The organism is Sphingomonas sp. LH128 (genome assembly GCF_000293195.2).
Taxonomy (GTDB): Bacteria; Pseudomonadota; Alphaproteobacteria; order Sphingomonadales; family Sphingomonadaceae; genus Novosphingobium; species Novosphingobium resinovorum_A.
The window spans coordinates 15,049-30,216 of record NZ_ALVC01000003.1 but is presented as its reverse complement, the minus strand read 5'-3'; the positions used below and the strand labels follow the sequence as shown (position 1 = coordinate 30,216).

Here is a 15,168-nt window from a genome sequence, read left to right as displayed (position 1 = left end):
CGGTTCTCGATTGGACTCACCCATGAACCTGCAAGCAATCACGCGCTTCGGCTGCGCTCTCATGGTGTGCGCCGGTGCTCCGGCGCATGCAAAATCGCGCGAGGTCGCGCCCTGCACTTTGGCACTCGATTCCCCGAAGCCCTCAACGGGTCGCACCGTTACCGCGAAAGACCTTCTTGATCTGCGGGATTTCGGCGCCATCGGCCTGGGCAGCGCACCGGCACCCTTCAGCCTGTCGGCGAAGGGCAATACGGCTGCACTGCAACTTCGCCAGGCTGACGCCGCGAATGATCGGTATTGCACAGCGATCGTGCTCGTTGAGCTGGATGCCTCTTACACTCCTACGGTGATCGATACCGGAGGCGAGATCGTCGCCGCCAGCTCAACTCGCTACGGAATGACCGATCTTCCGCTGGGCATCCCGAAGCCGGCACTGCTTCGATGGTCGCCCGATGGCAGATGGCTCGCCTACACCAAGACCTTCACCGACCATTCCGAAATCTGGATTTACGATCGCGTGGACCGGCGCTCCAACCGCGTGCTGACGAGCGCGGTGGACATTCTCGAGATGGCCCTGTCTGACGACGGACGGCGTCTGCTCTATTCCAGCCAGCCTGGTTTGATCACCGCCCGATCCGCAATCGCTGCGGAAGGCAAGGATGGCTATCGCTACGACCAGCGGTTCTGGCCATTATCAGCCGACAGACCGATGCCCCCTTCGAACATTCCGGTCGTCGACAGCGCCTGGGATATCGAAAGCGGCGGAGCGGCCGCGTTGTCGCAGCAGGATGCGCGAACGCTCCATCCATCGCGCATCTGGCCCAGTGGTGCTCTCGCGGCTGCGATCGCCAAGGAAGGCGGGCTCGTTGCCTGGATCGTGCCGCGCAGTGACGCGCTCGACGCTGTGGCCGAGATCAGGTTCAAATCTCATGGGGCCGCAGAGAGCACATGCCCCTTTGCAGCCTGCACGGCTGTCACCGGTCTGTGGTGGGCATTGGACGGGAGGAGGCTTATCTTCCAGCGTCGCTCGGGGCCAGCGGACAGCCGTACGGAATTCTATTCCTGGGGGCTTGGCAAAGAGGCACCTGTACGCCTGCTGGAAACGTCGGACGCGCTATTCGGATGCGCTTCGAGGGGCGTGGACCTCGTTTGCGCGCAGGAGACGTCCAGCCGGCCGCGAACAGTGGTCGAACTGGACACGAGTACGGGCAAGCGCCGCGATGTGTTCGACCCGAACCCGGCGTTTTCGACGCTGCGATTGGGAAGTATCCAGAGGCTCACCTGGCAGAATGCCTTCGGGCTGACGACATTCGCCGATCTCGTCCTGCCTCCGGGCTGGAAGCCGGGAACACGCCTTCCTCTTGTCGTCGTCCAGTATGAATCGCGTGGATTCCTGCGCGGCGGCACCGGCGACGAATACCCGATCCAGGCGATGGCGGGGCAAGGCCTCGCGGTGCTCAGCTTCAACAGGCCGACGTGGTTCGGGTTGACGAGCCATCCAAGAACAGACGAGGAGTTCTACGCCCGCAACAACGAGAATTTTGCTGATCGCAGAAGCAATCTCTCTTCGCTCGAGCGAGTAATCACCCAGCTGGACCGAGAGGGCATCATCGATCCAGACAGGATCGCCATCACCGGGCAGAGCGACGGCGCGGTGACGGCGACCTTTGCCCTTGCCAATTCGTCGCTGTTCTCGGCTGCTATCCTCAGCACGTGCTGCGAGAGCGAGCCCGCGCAGGAAGCCAGCGGACCGGCACTCGACGAATTCTATGTCGCGATGGGCTACCCCGGGACGCGCGATGCCATGCCGGAGTTCTGGCGCACAAATTCCATAGTCGACGCGCCGGATGCGAGAAAGGTTCCCATCCTTGTTCAGGCCGCATCGAGCGAATTCAGGATGGGACTTGCGACATACCGCGACCTTCACCGCAAAGGGTGGCCGATCGAGATGTACGTGTACCCGGATGAGGGGCATGTGAAACTTCATCCGGCCCATCGATCCGCCGTCTACAACCGCAATCTCGCCTGGCTCAGAGAGCACCTTCAGCACCAGTGACGGCACCAAATCTCCACCTCATGAAGATGGAGGGTTCGTATGGCGTTCACATCGTTGCTCCCATTCCCGCCCATAACCGAACCTACGGCTTCCAGGTCAATGAGGCCCTGGCTCGCCAGGACCCCGTTCTTCAGATCCTCCAGTATAGCGGCGCGATTGAGATCGACGATCTGATATACCAGTCCGTCAAAAGCCCCTTTGAGCTTGCGCTCCAGGATTTCGGCGGGAAGGTGAGGCTTCATGGCAGCGCGGGCGACGGCGCGATCGCGGCCACCCTCGAACCAGAACCAGGTCGGAAGAGACAGGCACAATTCGACGAGTGGCTGCGAAAGCAAAGGATAGATTGTCGGCAAAGCGCCCTCGATATGGAGGTGATCAGTGCCTGCCGTCGCACGCGCGATATTCCTGATGAGCTGCTTTTGCGCTGGCCAAAGAGGGGTTTCCGTATCGAGCCAGGGATGCAAGCTGTCGTCACGCATGTCGATCGCCCTGCGCGACAACAGTTCGGTGGCGCCCGGCCATGCCTTGCCGGGCAACCGGCCCGACACAGCCGCCAATGCCTGCCGCAGGACCGACGGCAGCGAGGCACCAGTCGCGCCGCATATGTCGGTCGCCGTGCGTCGGAGATCTCGGGTCAGTCCTTCATGCAAATAGCGATCGGCCAGAGGGTAGGCCGAATGGAGTTTCCCGAACACGTTGTCCCCGCCGCCGCCGTTGAAATGCGCGGTGCCGCCAAGCGCTTCGCCGTGCATCTCGGCATGCCGGTCGAACACTTGTGTGAAAGCCCTGGCTGATGGGCGCGGACGCCCGGCCGAGAGGTTTCGGCGCACCTGTACATGCCGGGGATCACAGAACTCGGCGTGAAGTTCGAGGCCCAGATGCCTTGCGACCTGCCCGGCGTACTTCCGCTCATCCGCTTGCGGGGACTGCGCGAAATACACCAGAAGGTCGATCGGTCCCGATTGCGCTGCCAGCGCAGCGATCGAGGACGAATCGAAGCCGCCAGAAACGGCAACGAGTGGATGCGGATATCGCTGGCTCCACACCGCGACTACCTGGGCCAATGACGTCTCGATAAGGCTGGCAGCAACGCCGAAACAGGTTTCCAAGTTGCGCCCCGCGTAATCCGCCGGTTTCCAGATGAGTTCCCGGCGCGCGCCATCGCGCCCGATACGTACGAGTTCGCCTGGGAGAACCTCCTTGATGCCGTCAAGGCAGGTCCTGCTTTGCCGCCGATCGGGGGCGAGAAGATGATTTGCAACACTTGACCAATCGATCGCCGGTCGGATGCCCAATTGCGTGCATATAGGCACCGCGTCCGTCGCGATCGAGACACGTCTCTCAGAATGGCCATAGTAGCACGGCACCATGCCCGATGGATCGCGATAGATTGCCAGTTCGCCCGTCTCCGGATTGCGGGCAAGACCGACGTATCGCCCCCAATAGGCACCGGCGAAGGCGGCCAGGAAATCAAGCGGATCGCTGCCGCTGCCTTCGTACGCAGCGACAGACGGGCTCCGTGCAGCGGGAAATGCATCGCCGATGATGACGACGTCACCATGGCACAGGAGTTGGATTTTCAGGTCCGCACTATGCACCAGCCTCCGGCAAAGAGCATTTCCGGCAGACCCATCCTGATCCCGCTCGGCAGTGACATCCGCCAGGATCGAGAACGCCGTGTTCATGGCGATGTCAGGATAGGGCGGAAGCCCGCCACGACGTCTAGGCCCTGACCCAGCACGACCTTGTCCAACTGGACCCAGCAGTGCGCCTGGAACGGGTCGGCTTGCACCCCGAAAACGATTTTCGAGTAAGCGGTGTGCCGCGAGGCAAGGCGTTGCAACGCCAGTGCGTCGGGCAGGCAACGTGATGTGCGAGGGAAGAGCAGTGAGGCACGGCTGAATGCCGAGAGGCAGATCATCAGACCTGGGGGAAAGGTACGCGGAATGCGCGCCGTACCTTGCGCTCGATATTGCGCTCGCGCGTTCGCGATCTTTAGCAGGAAACGCAGACTGCGCCGCCGCATGCTCCAGTGAAAGAAAGCAAGCCAGACGAGCGCACGGGCATAATCGAGTACGAAGCGAACTCCGATTTCGACGGGCGCCTCCGTGCCGACGATGGCGCGTTCAGCCAACCGGCGATCATGGTCATGACGGAGCCCGGCGGTTTGCGAAACGCCGAAAAGGCCGGATTTCGTCAACGCCTCCGTTTGCGAGAATGTGAGCTCGAATCCTTCGAGCCACCTGCGGACCAGTTCCGTAAGCTCCGGCTTGAGCTCGAAATAACGATCGCGATCGATGTCGAGGGCAAGGAACCGATCCTCGTAATCGCACAGGCCCACTCCGGTGCGAGGCGCAATGAACGGCATGTCTTCTTCCCCCCAAAGAAAAGCCTGGCTCGCGGCGGCGCCGCGAGCCAGGCCATCTGTGCTCAGTCGTCGAGCATGCCGATCAGGGGCTGGCCTTGCGGATTGTCGATCCGCTGGACCCCGGACCCTTGTGTGATCTCGCTGGCGATCCCCAGTTCGATCACACCGTTGTCGGCGGCTTCATGTTCGCGTTCCATATTTGCCTCCTTCTGTTTGCCACGCGGTTCGTGGCCCACAAAGGCTATGGCTGGGAGCCGATATATTCAGCACCATACGCTTTCAGCATGAAAGTATTCGCGTGGTCCTCGATTGTGATCCAGGTTTTACTACCCTGCCGGCGATCTTACTGACGCAAATCAGCAGGGTACGGATTTCCTGACTGCTTCGCATAGTCCTCTGACGGCACGAATTCGCCGGCGGTGATAGTTCCACAGAGCCTCGCGAAGAGCTCGTCCAGTTCCGGATCTCGCCAATGTATTGGCGGCAAGCAATTCATCACCGCAGTCGGACCAGCGCTCCGTCTCGACGAGTCGTACCACCCGGAGCCGCTCACCGGCGTTTTTGACCGCGGCGGCAAGTTCGTTCGATCCCGAGCTCTCCGCGATACGCAGAAACAGGGCTTCGGCGCTTTCGACGATCCGGGCGGGCGCGCTACAGTCGATAGCAGAAGTTCTGAGGACTGCCGGATCATCGAGCCGTCTGGATTTCCGGGCTTTGACCGCCATGCGGATTAAATGTCCGTGCCATGTGTAACAATCGCGCAAGGCCGCTTCGCTCCAGACCATGACACGAAATCCGCGATGCTCGCCCATCGCGAGCAGCCCTTCTCCGTAAAGCCGGTGCAGCGCATCGCGAACGGGTGAAACACTGGTTCCCATGTCTGCTGCAAGCTGCGTCACCGATAGTTCGCGATCCGCGACGTAGCTGCGGGAAAGCAGAACCTGCTTGAGCTGAACGTAGACCGCTTCATGCTGGCGGGCTCCCGGCGACATCGTCGTTCAGTCGCCCTCCCGGTTGCTGGGGAGATGATCGGCATCGCGGGCGAGGAGTTGAAACGAAAGCATATCGAGATTGTGCCGGGCGATCGCATCGATGCACACGGTTTCGATTTTCGAGATATCCCCTTCGAGCAGGCCATGCGGAAATACCCGCTGGTGTTCCATGAAAAGCAGCGGAATGATGAGATGCCCGGTCGAAAGTCCCAGTGCATGAGCGCAGCGGAAATGGTCGTCGAGCCGGGACTTGGGGTTGCCGGCCTCGATCTCGCGCAGCCAGCGCGCGCCGATCCCGACCTGTGCGGCAAACCGCTCCTGGGTGATCTTCTCGGTTCGTCGTTTCATTTCGATGCGCCTCCCCGACATCTGCTTGATCGCCTCGAGTACGGAAGGATCGCGTGCGTTGGGTATCGCCCGAAGCGGCATGACCAGGTCTCCCTTGCCAATGGCTCAAGCTCCCACGCGCAGCCCGTATGAGAAGGATGTTGTTGATAACGCCAAGGGTCAAACAGTAATGCTTTCATGATGAAAGTATTCAATCCGAAATCGAAGGCCTTATTGTCGCTTTACCGCGCTCTTTTTGCCGGAATGATCGCCGAGGCACTTTCGTAGATCGCCTGCAACTCGGCGTCGTCCAGGCTCAGGAGTAGACTGAGCCCCGCATTGTAAAGACGCCATGTCGCAATTGGACGACCGTATTGCCCACTCTCGGCAAGACGCTTGCCTGTACGTTCCACAAGTTCGGCAAGCCGGGTTGTCGCCCCGACAAAACGCGTTGATGTCCCGCCCAGCACTGCACAATCGGGCGATTCCAGTTCGGCCGCGATATCGGCCGGATCGCTGGAGTCGAGTATGCTCATGGCGACGTAAAGCGTCAGCCCGTAGGGAATGAACTCGCGCGTCAGGCGCGCAAGCCGGCAGTGGCAGGCAAGGAACGCATCCACGCCTTTCCCCGAGAGTTGCAGCTTGTAGCTCCTGGAGGTCCTCACACCGTCACTCCCTCGCCTGATTCGGTCACGAAGCCATGCGCCTCGGCCTGCGCTTCCACAGACAAGACGGCAAAAACAGCCGGAGAAAGCACCATATCCGGCAATGGGCTGCCGATTGCGGTACTGTATTTCCGATCCGGTATCTCAGTGCCCTGCCCATTGCCGCGGCGAATTGCTCGCATCATCCTTCATCCATCCGATCATCATGGTGACGGCGAGCGCAGCCCTTATCCACGCTCCCAGCCCGAACCGCATGACAAAACCCGTCGCGCTACCGCTGCGCGCCGGAAGAAGGAGGCATGTGTCGATGTTCCACGATCCTCGTGAATTGGCGATGACTGCCAGAATGCATCTTGGGGCCAGGGCCGGACACGCCGCGAAGCGGCGGGAAGACTCGATCGCGTCCCCATCGTGGCCGAAGCGGCCTGCCTTGTTTCTTGGCGCGGCTGGTATCGCAGCGCTGGCGCTCATGTCGCCTGGCTCGGCCTATCCCCGTGAGCAGGATCAGGCATCAAACCAGTCCGAAGTCGCGGCACGAAATCCGACGAAACGCGATCTGCTGGGAGATGCGCAGGCTGAAGCCGAGCGGCAGCTCCACCAGACCTTCACCAACCTGCGCTTCGAAGACTTCGGCCCCGCGCCCGTCAAGGGGCCGATCTACGAAGCCTCCGCGGGCGGCAAGATCATCTATTTCGCGCCGCAGAGCGAACACCTGCTGTTCGCCACGGTCTACGATCGCAATGGCGTGAACCTGACGGCGCTCGCCCAGGAACAAGGCGCGAGCCGGCGCCTGAAGGCGATTGATCCTGCCAAGGCGCTGGCGATCGGGCCGGTCGATGCGCCGACGGTGATCGAATTCACCGATCCCGATTGCCCCTACTGCCAGGCCCTCGACCGCTACTGGAACTCCAAGCTTGCCGAAGGCAAGCCGGTCCGGCGGCTCATCTTCTTCGTGAGCGGCATTCATCCGGCCGCTGCCGCCAAGGCGGAGCATATTCTGTGCTCGCCCGATCGCGAGGCAGCCTTCAAGGCCGCCTATTCGGGCCAGACCCCGCCGGTTCTGCGCCAATGCGCGGCGGGCCGCAACAAGGTCGCCGCCGATGCCGAACTGGTTGCCAGAGTGGGCGTCTCGGGAACGCCGACCCTCATTGCGGACGGCAAGCTCATCTCGGGCTTCCAGCAGGCCGAGCTCGAGGCGTTCCTCGGCCGGCACGCGAAGCCCGCGCTGGCGAAGGCCGCGACCGATGCGCCGCGCTGAGTTCAGACGCACCGCCGCGCGAAGCGACGATCTCTTTTCCGGAGGGCATCCAGTCCGGCCGATCCCGGCCGGGCGGATGAACCAGGATGCCGGCGGCGGCGGGCTCATGGAGCCGTCCACCGACGCCCCGGCCGACACCGATCCTCGTCGATGCCGGCAGGCGAATGTCCGGACGGCTCCTCTTTGGAGCAATGCCATGATGCGTACATTCGGTAAAAAGGCTCTCACGGCTGCGAATATCGGCCTCCCTTTGGGCGTGATGGCCCTGATCGCCGGCCCGGCCCATGCCTTCTCGGCACCGGCCCAGGGCGATCTCGGCTACGACATCTACGATATCGTCGTGAACAAGGGCGTGAAGGGGCCGCTGGGCTTCGTGGGCGGCGTCGCCGCCTTCCTGTTCGGCGTCTCGCGCCTCTTCTCGAACATCATGATCGGCATCCCGACCATCGTCGCGGCTGTCTGCCTGATCAAGGCGGACTCGATCCTGCAGACGTTCGGGATGGTCGTCTGAGACGCTGCGCGCGGCGCGCGCCTGGCCGACCGGCCAGGTCCGTCCCGCGCCGGTACCGTGCTGGGGGCCGATGGTCGGTCCCCGGAAACCGACACCTTCGCAAGGTGTCATGAAGCAGGAGGAGAAGGGCACATGGACGAGCGCCTTCCGCAATATCTGCATCGGCCGGTTCAGATCCTGTGGTTCGGATCGGACGAGTTCCTGCTCGCGACCTCGAGTGTTTTCGTGGCTGCGATCGTGGGCGGATTTGTCGGCTGGGCGCTCATCGCCGCCCTTCTCCTTTTCATCCCGTGGAAGCGAAGCAAGCCCAGGGGCTATCTGTCCCACCTCGCCTGGCGCTGGGGCCTGGTCTCCTTTCCTCACTATCCGGGTCCGACGCAGACCCGCTTCTTCGAGTAGACGCGATGGGTATTCTCTCACGCGGGCAAGCGGCCGAAGACCCGTTGCTGGGCAAACCGGCGAGTTTCGGCATTCATCGTTATCTGCAGGGCTCGGCCAACCTTTTCGAGGAGAACCGGCTGCTCAAGGTCGCGGTGGCCGGCTTGTTCGGCGTCACGGTGGTGCTGGGAGCGGTCATCTACACGACCAACCAGAACGCGCGCACCGTGGTCGTGCCCTTCGGCGCTACCGGCGATCTCTACGTCTCGGGCAGCAAGCCGTCCGAAGCCTACCTAGTCGCGATGACGCGCAACATCGTCGCGCTGTCGGGAACCTGGTCGGCCTATTCGGCCGACCGCCAGTTCCAGGAGCTGCTCGGACTCGTCCATCCGTCCGCCTACGGCGCGATGCGCGACAGCCTGAACGGCGTGCTCGACGAACTGGCCGATAATCCGACGCTGTCGATCGCCACTTACATCCGGGGTGACCAGCCTGTCCGCTGGACGCCCCATGAGATCCTCGTGCCGGTGGAGAAGGTCCGCGTCATCGGCGGGGTGATCCGCAAATTCCGGGGCGTTCTGCGGATCGGTTACCGGATCGAGAATGGCCGCTTCTGGCTGACCCGTCTTTCCGAGGAACAGTTCGATGCCGAAACACGCTGACGCGATGTCACGGCGGCCAGCCATGGCCGCAGGCTCGCATAGAGACATGACGCACCTGGGCCACAGCGCGTGCTTTCGAGCAGTGCTTGCCCTGGTTTCCTCGCTCATCGTGCCCGCTCCGGCATCGGCCCAGAGCATCCAGGCACTGCCGGACCAGACCAGCCATATCCGTCTCTCCAACCGCGACATCAATCATGTCGTGTGCGAGGGCGGCGAGATCGAGGACGTCAAGTTCTCGGCCGAAAAGGGTCTCGCTGTCGAGAAGGGCGGCGCGGACGCCTGGATAAAGTTCCTGACGCGCGAGGTCGACGACGGCGGCCAGGTCACGCGGACCTATGTGACCCAGCCTGCAGAATTCTTCGTCACCTGCAACGGCGCGACGTACCCGCTCTATGGCGAGCCCGCCGAGATCCCGGCGCAGACCGTGCTGCTTGTACCCGGCGCCCGCCAGCGCGCACAGGCCAACAGCGATCTGCTCGCCGCGCTCGCCGACGAGGACCGCGCGGTTTCGGTGACGATGGCGCTCCTCGACGATCATGTCCCGGCGACCTTCAGCGAAGTCGCGCCATCGGGCGTGGCGGTACGGCTTTCATCGCTGCCCGCCCTTTCGCTCACCGAGCAGCGCCGGATCGCCATCGAAGGCACCGGGCTGTCCGCCTCGGAATATCGGCTGCAGGCCGGCGCGCCCATCGTGCTCGACGAGCGCAAACTGGTCGATGCCGGTCTCGGCGAGCGTATCTTCGCGATCACCCTCGATCGTGTGCGCCTCGCCGCCGGAGAAGCCGCCCGCCTCGTGGTCGTGCGCCGGGGAGCGGTTCAATGAACGGCGCGGACGACAAGGCCACGGGAACCTCTGAGCCGCGCTCGGTCTACCAGGCGCACCTGGCCGAACAGTCGGCGCGCGAAGGCGAGGATGCGCTGGCCCGTGCCGGGATTGGCGCATTCCTTGGCCTGCCCGACTGGAAGGCCAGGTGGGACCGGCTGTCCGCGAAGCAGAAGCTGCGCGCGCGGCAGTTCGCGGTCGCCGTCGCAGTCGGTGCGCTCGGTTTCGCGCTCTACATGGCCTCCGGGCGCAAGGAAGAGGTGAAAAGCGCCGATCCCGCCGCCTCGCTCAACATGGGCGCGGGGCTGCGCGGCGACAGCCTCGAGGTGAAGCTGCGCGGCGATCTCAAGAAAGTGCTCGACGGCCAGCAGCTGCTCGGAGACCGGGTGAGCGCCATCGAGGAAGGCAAGGTGGTTCCCGGCAGCAAATCGGCTGCGGGTAACCAGAGCAGCGATGGCGATCTGCCGCCCGCACTCCCGGATACCGTTCCGGCCCTGCCCTATCCGCCCGAGACCGGCGACATTTCCGCAGACGCCGACAGATTGCCCGCACCGCCGACGGGGCCCTCGGTATCCGCGGCGCCGCCCGCCCCGCCGGTCGAGAAGACGGTTGGTGCGATCGGCTCGGCGACCGGCGCGGTCATCGGTGCCGGCGGCCCACAGGGGACCGCCGATGGCTCGGCGTCGTCCAAAAAAAAGAATCGGACGATCTATTTGCCGCCTGGTTTCATGAAGGCGCGGCTCCTGACCGGGATCGACGCGCTGGCAAGCCGGGACGCCACGAGCAATCCCGAGCCGATCATCGCAAGGGTCCAGGCGCCCGCAGTCCTGCCCAATGAGGTCAAGGCGAACCTTGCCGGCTGCTTCGTCATCGGCAACGCCACCGGCAGCCTCGCCAAGGAGCGGGTGGAAATCCAACTCGTCTCGCTGTCCTGCGTCGACTTCGACGAGCATTCGGTGGTCGATCAGCCGGTCAAGGGCTTCTTCGTCGATACCGACGGCAAGAAAGGCCTGTCGGGCAAGGTGGTGACCCGCGCCGGCGCGACGCTCGCCCGTGCCTTCATCGCCGGCACCATCAGCGGCATTTCGCAATCGGTCGAAAGTACGTTCGGCAGCACGTCGACCTCCGCGCTGGGCTCGGTACGCACGCTCGATGCCGCGGACGCCGCCAAGACCGGCATCGCCGGGGGACTGTCCAAGTCATCCGACAAACTCACCGACTTCTACCTCGATCTCGCCCGGCAGGCGGGGCCAATCGTCGAAGTCGGCGCCGCCAAGGACGTCGTCGTGGTGATCCAGGAGGGCGTGACCCTCGAGATCAAGCCCGGCGCCGCCGCCAAATTCTGACCCTCGCCAACGGAGACAGGAACATGACCGTGCTACGTCCCGCCTTGCTGGCTCTCCCCCTCCCCCTCATCGGCCTGTCCCTGTCGGGCTGCGCTGCGGTCGGTTCGGTGATGTCGCCCTACAGCGAGAAGTTCTCCTGCAAGAACAGCGACCATGGCCAGTGCATCCATCCCGACCAGGCCTATGCCGACGCGCTGGCCGGAAGGCCGTCCAAGTCCGATCCGGCCGTCACCAACGATCGCAAGCTGCTCGACCAAGAAAAGGCGCACCCTATAGACCGGCGCACCCTGCCCGCTGCTCAACACGCCCCAGCGGCGCCCGCCTCCAATCGCCGGGGTACGAAGCTTCCTGCCACCGCCCGACCCGCTGAGCCCAGCATCGGCGCAGTGGTCGAGAGCCCTGCCTCGCCGATGCTGCGCCCCTCACGCACGGTGCGCACGCTGATCCTGCCCTATGCGGACAAGCAGCGGCCGGGCCGCCTCTATATGCCGCGCTACATCTATTCGATCGTCGACAGACCTGCTTGGGTCGTCGGCGACTATCTCGTCGAACCCGGCGGCCGGGTTCCCGCGCCGCCCGTGCTGCGCACCACGCGCGAAAGCGATCCGGCAGGCGGCGCTGAGCCGGCCACCGGTGCAAGCCCCAAGGCTCTCGAACCGGAGACCCGGCCATGAGCGCGAGGGATTCCCGCGGCGGCCTCAGTTACCGGCGCCTGCGCGCGGCGGTGACGCGCGATGCCTATTCCGACTTCCTGCCAATGCTGGCCTGGGTCGAGGAGGAGGAAGCCTTCCTGTGCATCGACGATGGCTGGGGCCAGGCCTGGGAGCTCGTACCCGCCGCCTACATGTTCGCTCATGTCCAGCAGGCGCTGCTCGGACTGCTCAATATCCACTTCCCCGAAGGGACGGTGCTGCAGCTCATCACCTTCGCCGATCCCCTCATAGACCCGGCGCTCGATGCCTATCTCGACCTCAAGGGCCGGCCCGATCCGCTGGTGCAGGCCTCGGCGCGGCGGACCGCCGACTACCTGCGCGCCGGAACACGCGGGCTCGAGTCCCTGCACGGTATCCCGGTGCGTGACTTTCGCCTGTTCCTCGCGGTGAAGACGCGAGTGAAGCTGGGCGCCGATCTGCGCCGGCAGGTCGAGGAGCAGCTGGCGAAGATGGGCATTCGCCGTCTGCCGCCATCGGAGCTTGTCAGTTTCTACCGGCGGATCTTCAACGGCGTGTTCGCGTCTGCGCCCGGCGTTTTTCTGCAGGACGGCGTCGGCGGCATGCCCGCGCCCTCGGTGGCCCGCCAGATCATCGAGGCGGGGCCCGACCTCTTTTTCGAGGGGCCGGAGGTTTTTCTCGGCAACCAGGTCGCGCGCTGCCTGACGCCCAAGGCGCCAGCGCGGCGCATCACCGCCGAGCGCGCCAACCGTCTCATGGGCGGGATGCGCGGAAGCGCCGAAGACAGCGACCAGATCGGGGGCCCGTTCCTCTCGTGTCTCACCGTGCTGTTCGACCATTCGCAGTTCGAGATTCACAAGCGCGCCCAGATCCTTTCCGCGCAGAAGGCAGCGGGCAGCTTCGCGGTCGAGGTGGGCAAGCAGATCGAGGAGATCGGTTGGATCCTCGACGAGGCCTCGAACAGCCGGTTCGTCTCGGTGATCCCGACGATGTGGGTGCTGGGCCGCGACAGCGGCCAGGCGCGCGACATGGCCGCGCGTGCCAAGCGGCTGTGGGAGTCCGAACCGCTACCCTTCATGGTCCAGGAGGAAAGCTATCTGCTGCCGGTGCTGCTCGCCGCCAGCCTGCCTTTCGGGCTCTATCCCGAAAAGCGCACGCTGAAGCTGCTCGAGCGCGACTTCCGGATGCCAGTGAAAGCCGCGACGCTGATGGCGCCGGTGCAGACGGATTTTCGCGGGGGCGGGCGCCCGGCACTCCTCTACGTCGGCCGCAAGGGTCAGCTGATCACGCTCGACCTCTTCGATCCGCGGATCAACAACTACAACTTCATCGTCTCGGCCGAATCCGGCGCGGGCAAGAGCTTCCTGCTCAACAACCTGTGCCAGCAGTATTACGCGCAAGGCGCGCTCATCCGGATCATCGATATCGGCGGCAGCTATAGGAAGCTCTGCACGCTGTGCTCGGGCCGCTACATCGACATAGGCGAGGAACGCCTTGTCCTCAACCCCTTCGACATGGGGCTCGCGCTCGATGGCGAGGACAAGCAGTCGGCGATCGCCATGGCGGTCGCGATCGTCGCGGAAATGGCGAATGCCGCAACCCGCAAGCCCGTCACCACCTCGCAGTGGAATCTCCTCAAATCCGCTGTCCAGTGGACGGTCGATGGCGGACGCGGCGAGGACGGCATCGATGCGGTGCGCGAGTGGCTGGGCCGCTATCCCGAGAACGCCGTCTCGGATCTCGACCGCGTCGAGCATCTCGTGCCGGTCGCGCGCGAGCTCGCCTTCAACCTGCGCGATTTCGGGTCGGGGGGCGCCTACGGCCATTTCTTCAACGGCCCATCGACCTTCGATATCCGCAGCGACGAGTTCGTCGTGCTCGAGCTCGAGCGGCTCAAGGCACTGCCGGACCTCTTCAACGTTATCGTCATGGTGGTGGTCAACGCCGTCACCCAGGAGCTCTATCTCTCCGATCGCGGTCGTCCTCGCTTCGTGCTGTGCGACGAGGCCGCGCAGTTCATGACGCGCAGCGACGGGCAGGATCTCTCGCGTCTCGCCGAAGCCTTCGGTCAGGGGTATCGCCGGGCACGCAAATACCAGGGCAGCTTCGGCATCGTCCTTCAGAGCATGAACGATCTGACGCTCTTCGGAAGCACCGGCCAGGTGATCCTCGAGAACGCGGCGACGAAGTTCCTGCTGCAGGGCTCGACGTACGACAAGGCAGTCGACAACAAGATTCTCGACTATTCGGGCTTCGTCCTCGACCTCCTCAAATCGGTCCGCAACGCCAAGCCGAACTATTCCGAAGTGTTCATAGATTCGCCGCTTGGCCTCGGCATCGCGCGGCTCGTGGTCGATCCCTTCAGCTACTGGATAAACACCTCGGCGCCAGGCGAGGTCGCCGCCTTCGAAGCACTGCTGCGCGCCGGGCGCAGCCCGCTGGAAGCGGTGTGCGAACTCGCCGGTGTCGACCCCGTCCAGATCCTGGGCGATGCCGGCCGGCAGGAGCGCCAGTGGGACGGTCAATCGGATGGGGCCTCGGCATGACACGCGCGCCCTCCCCGCATCCCGGCCAGCTGCTGCTCGACTGGGAGCAGGACCGGGCCGTGCAGGCCGCCATCGAAGCACGCGTGGCCCAGCGTGCGGAGGCTGCCGCCTTCCGCTGGCGGCTGCGGCTCGTCGCTATCGAAACCTTCATGATGGGCGCGCTGGTGACGATCGCCGGCATCGCGCTTCATCAGCCTTCCCTCTCCGCGCTGCGCGCCGGGATCATCGTCGCCGCCGCCTGCTTTGCGAGCGGCATGCTGCTGATCGGTCTTTCCGGCGCCTGCGGGAAGCTGGTGTCGCGGGTTCGGCAGTGGAGGCATCGGTGAACGGCCTCTTCTCCTCGACCCCAGCCCCGAGGCCTGTCCGCCTGATGGTCGGCAGCCAGGGTCTGCTGCTGGTGCAGTCCTGCATCGCCTGGCAGCTGCCCGGCGTACCCGATCGGTTCCGCCTGCTTGTGGTCATTACCGCGATCACCGCGCTGGCCGCCCTGATCAGCGCGGCGATCGGCGAGGATCGCAATGGTGATCAGCGTGGCTGGAGGCGTCGCCATGGTCGCTAGTTCTGT

The 15,168-nt window shown here is 64.1% G+C and carries 18 protein-coding genes; 12 read left to right on the top strand and 6 right to left on the bottom strand.

The window, feature by feature from the left end; translation table 11 throughout:
* The first annotated feature begins 22 nt into the window (after positions 1 to 22).
* Positions 23 to 2,056, top strand: coding sequence for an Atxe2 family lasso peptide isopeptidase (locus LH128_RS00425; RefSeq protein WP_008827585.1), 2,034 nt, complete (start codon positions 23 to 25; stop codon positions 2,054 to 2,056).
* On the opposite strand, the gene LH128_RS00420 is transcribed toward LH128_RS00425, so the two are convergent.
* From LH128_RS00420 to LH128_RS31680, 4 genes are all read right to left on the bottom strand, one after another.
* Entirely contained in the window at positions 2,044 to 3,741 is a 1,698-nt protein-coding gene (locus LH128_RS00420) for an asparagine synthase-related protein (RefSeq protein ID WP_083910014.1), read from the bottom strand. The genes LH128_RS00425 and LH128_RS00420 overlap by 13 nt on opposite strands.
* Positions 3,738 to 4,424 carry a lasso peptide biosynthesis B2 protein gene (locus tag LH128_RS00415; RefSeq protein WP_008827583.1) on the bottom strand — a complete coding sequence of 229 codons (687 nt, stop codon included), beginning with the start codon at positions 4,422 to 4,424 and terminating at the stop codon, positions 3,738 to 3,740. Before LH128_RS00415 ends, LH128_RS00420 begins: the two co-directional genes overlap by 4 nt.
* A gap of 62 nt (positions 4,425 to 4,486) precedes the next feature.
* Positions 4,487 to 4,621: a benenodin family lasso peptide gene (locus LH128_RS32915; protein WP_172704851.1), complete on the bottom strand. Its 135-nt coding sequence runs from the start codon at positions 4,619 to 4,621 to the stop codon at positions 4,487 to 4,489.
* Positions 4,622 to 4,780: 159 nt separating this feature from the next.
* Entirely contained in the window at positions 4,781 to 5,416 is a 636-nt protein-coding gene (locus LH128_RS31680) for a GntR family transcriptional regulator (protein WP_008827582.1), read from the bottom strand.
* 33 nt (positions 5,417 to 5,449) lie between these two features.
* Here LH128_RS31680 and LH128_RS32910 point away from each other — a divergent pair, with 33 nt between their 5' ends.
* Positions 5,450 to 5,896: a hypothetical protein gene (locus LH128_RS32910; RefSeq protein WP_172704850.1), complete on the top strand. Its 447-nt coding sequence runs from the start codon at positions 5,450 to 5,452 to the stop codon at positions 5,894 to 5,896.
* Positions 5,897 to 5,985: 89 nt separating this feature from the next.
* On the opposite strand, the gene LH128_RS00405 is transcribed toward LH128_RS32910, so the two are convergent.
* Both LH128_RS00405 and LH128_RS32905 read right to left on the bottom strand, forming a co-directional pair.
* On the bottom strand, positions 5,986 to 6,363 hold the full coding sequence (locus tag LH128_RS00405) for a hypothetical protein (RefSeq protein WP_327195003.1): 378 nt from the start codon (positions 6,361 to 6,363) through the stop codon (positions 5,986 to 5,988).
* 41 nt (positions 6,364 to 6,404) lie between these two features.
* The gene (locus tag LH128_RS32905) at positions 6,405 to 6,593 is read right to left on the bottom strand and encodes a hypothetical protein (protein ID WP_172704849.1); all 189 of its coding nucleotides are present in this window, start codon (positions 6,591 to 6,593) and stop codon (positions 6,405 to 6,407) included.
* A 284-nt stretch (positions 6,594 to 6,877) separates the two neighbouring features.
* Between LH128_RS32905 and LH128_RS00400 the strand changes: the two genes are divergently transcribed.
* From LH128_RS00400 to LH128_RS00355, 10 genes are all read left to right on the top strand, one after another.
* Entirely contained in the window at positions 6,878 to 7,666 is a 789-nt protein-coding gene (locus LH128_RS00400; RefSeq protein ID WP_083910012.1) for a DsbC family protein, read from the top strand.
* A gap of 196 nt (positions 7,667 to 7,862) precedes the next feature.
* Positions 7,863 to 8,177 (top strand): hypothetical protein, encoded by a 315-nt coding sequence (locus tag LH128_RS34005; RefSeq protein ID WP_202196458.1) that lies wholly within the window; start codon positions 7,863 to 7,865, stop codon positions 8,175 to 8,177.
* Positions 8,178 to 8,309: 132 nt separating this feature from the next.
* Positions 8,310 to 8,576: a type IV conjugative transfer system protein TraL gene (locus tag LH128_RS00390; RefSeq protein ID WP_008827576.1), complete on the top strand. Its 267-nt coding sequence runs from the start codon at positions 8,310 to 8,312 to the stop codon at positions 8,574 to 8,576.
* Positions 8,577 to 8,581: 5 nt separating this feature from the next.
* Positions 8,582 to 9,217: a TraE/TraK family type IV conjugative transfer system protein gene (locus LH128_RS00385; RefSeq protein ID WP_008827575.1), complete on the top strand. Its 636-nt coding sequence runs from the start codon at positions 8,582 to 8,584 to the stop codon at positions 9,215 to 9,217.
* 46 nt (positions 9,218 to 9,263) lie between these two features.
* A complete protein-coding gene (locus tag LH128_RS00380) occupies positions 9,264 to 10,040 on the top strand; it encodes a type-F conjugative transfer system secretin TraK (protein WP_008827574.1) in 777 nt (258 codons plus the stop codon).
* Entirely contained in the window at positions 10,037 to 11,386 is a 1,350-nt protein-coding gene (locus tag LH128_RS00375) for a TraB/VirB10 family protein (RefSeq protein WP_008827573.1), read from the top strand. The genes LH128_RS00380 and LH128_RS00375 overlap by 4 nt, the downstream gene beginning before the upstream one ends.
* A 23-nt stretch (positions 11,387 to 11,409) precedes the next feature.
* Positions 11,410 to 12,060, top strand: a complete 651-nt coding sequence (gene traV, locus LH128_RS00370; RefSeq protein ID WP_008827572.1) for a type IV conjugative transfer system lipoprotein TraV — start codon at positions 11,410 to 11,412, stop codon at positions 12,058 to 12,060.
* Positions 12,057 to 14,603 (top strand): TraC family protein, encoded by a 2,547-nt coding sequence (locus LH128_RS00365; RefSeq protein ID WP_008827571.1) that lies wholly within the window; start codon positions 12,057 to 12,059, stop codon positions 14,601 to 14,603. The genes traV and LH128_RS00365 overlap by 4 nt, the downstream gene beginning before the upstream one ends.
* A complete protein-coding gene (locus LH128_RS00360) occupies positions 14,600 to 14,929 on the top strand; it encodes a hypothetical protein (RefSeq protein ID WP_008827570.1) in 330 nt (109 codons plus the stop codon). Before LH128_RS00365 ends, LH128_RS00360 begins: the two co-directional genes overlap by 4 nt.
* On the top strand, positions 14,926 to 15,162 hold the full coding sequence (locus LH128_RS00355; RefSeq protein ID WP_037516771.1) for a hypothetical protein: 237 nt from the start codon (positions 14,926 to 14,928) through the stop codon (positions 15,160 to 15,162). Before LH128_RS00360 ends, LH128_RS00355 begins: the two co-directional genes overlap by 4 nt.
* Positions 15,163 to 15,168 lie beyond the last annotated feature (6 nt).

Bases quoted from the DNA above. Each gene is read 5' to 3' on its own strand.
- LH128_RS00425 (WP_008827585.1), top strand. From the start codon at position 23: ATGAACCTGCAAGCAATCACGCGCTTCGGCTGCGCTCTCATGGTGTGC.
- LH128_RS00420 (WP_083910014.1), bottom strand. From the start codon at position 3,741: ATGAACACGGCGTTCTCGATCCTGGCGGATGTCACTGCCGAGCGGGAT.
- LH128_RS00415 (WP_008827583.1), bottom strand. From the start codon at position 4,424: ATGCCGTTCATTGCGCCTCGCACCGGAGTGGGCCTGTGCGATTACGAG.
- LH128_RS32915 (WP_172704851.1), bottom strand. From the start codon at position 4,621: ATGGAACGCGAACATGAAGCCGCCGACAACGGTGTGATCGAACTGGGG.
- LH128_RS31680 (WP_008827582.1), bottom strand. From the start codon at position 5,416: ATGTCGCCGGGAGCCCGCCAGCATGAAGCGGTCTACGTTCAGCTCAAG.
- LH128_RS32910 (WP_172704850.1), top strand. From the start codon at position 5,450: ATGATCGGCATCGCGGGCGAGGAGTTGAAACGAAAGCATATCGAGATT.
- LH128_RS32905 (WP_172704849.1), bottom strand. From the start codon at position 6,593: ATGATGCGAGCAATTCGCCGCGGCAATGGGCAGGGCACTGAGATACCG.
- LH128_RS00400 (WP_083910012.1), top strand. From the start codon at position 6,878: ATGTCGCCTGGCTCGGCCTATCCCCGTGAGCAGGATCAGGCATCAAAC.
- LH128_RS34005 (WP_202196458.1), top strand. From the start codon at position 7,863: ATGATGCGTACATTCGGTAAAAAGGCTCTCACGGCTGCGAATATCGGC.
- LH128_RS00390 (WP_008827576.1), top strand. From the start codon at position 8,310: ATGGACGAGCGCCTTCCGCAATATCTGCATCGGCCGGTTCAGATCCTG.
- LH128_RS00385 (WP_008827575.1), top strand. From the start codon at position 8,582: ATGGGTATTCTCTCACGCGGGCAAGCGGCCGAAGACCCGTTGCTGGGC.
- LH128_RS00380 (WP_008827574.1), top strand. From the start codon at position 9,264: ATGACGCACCTGGGCCACAGCGCGTGCTTTCGAGCAGTGCTTGCCCTG.
- LH128_RS00375 (WP_008827573.1), top strand. From the start codon at position 10,037: ATGAACGGCGCGGACGACAAGGCCACGGGAACCTCTGAGCCGCGCTCG.
- traV (WP_008827572.1), top strand. From the start codon at position 11,410: ATGACCGTGCTACGTCCCGCCTTGCTGGCTCTCCCCCTCCCCCTCATC.
- LH128_RS00365 (WP_008827571.1), top strand. From the start codon at position 12,057: ATGAGCGCGAGGGATTCCCGCGGCGGCCTCAGTTACCGGCGCCTGCGC.
- LH128_RS00360 (WP_008827570.1), top strand. From the start codon at position 14,600: ATGACACGCGCGCCCTCCCCGCATCCCGGCCAGCTGCTGCTCGACTGG.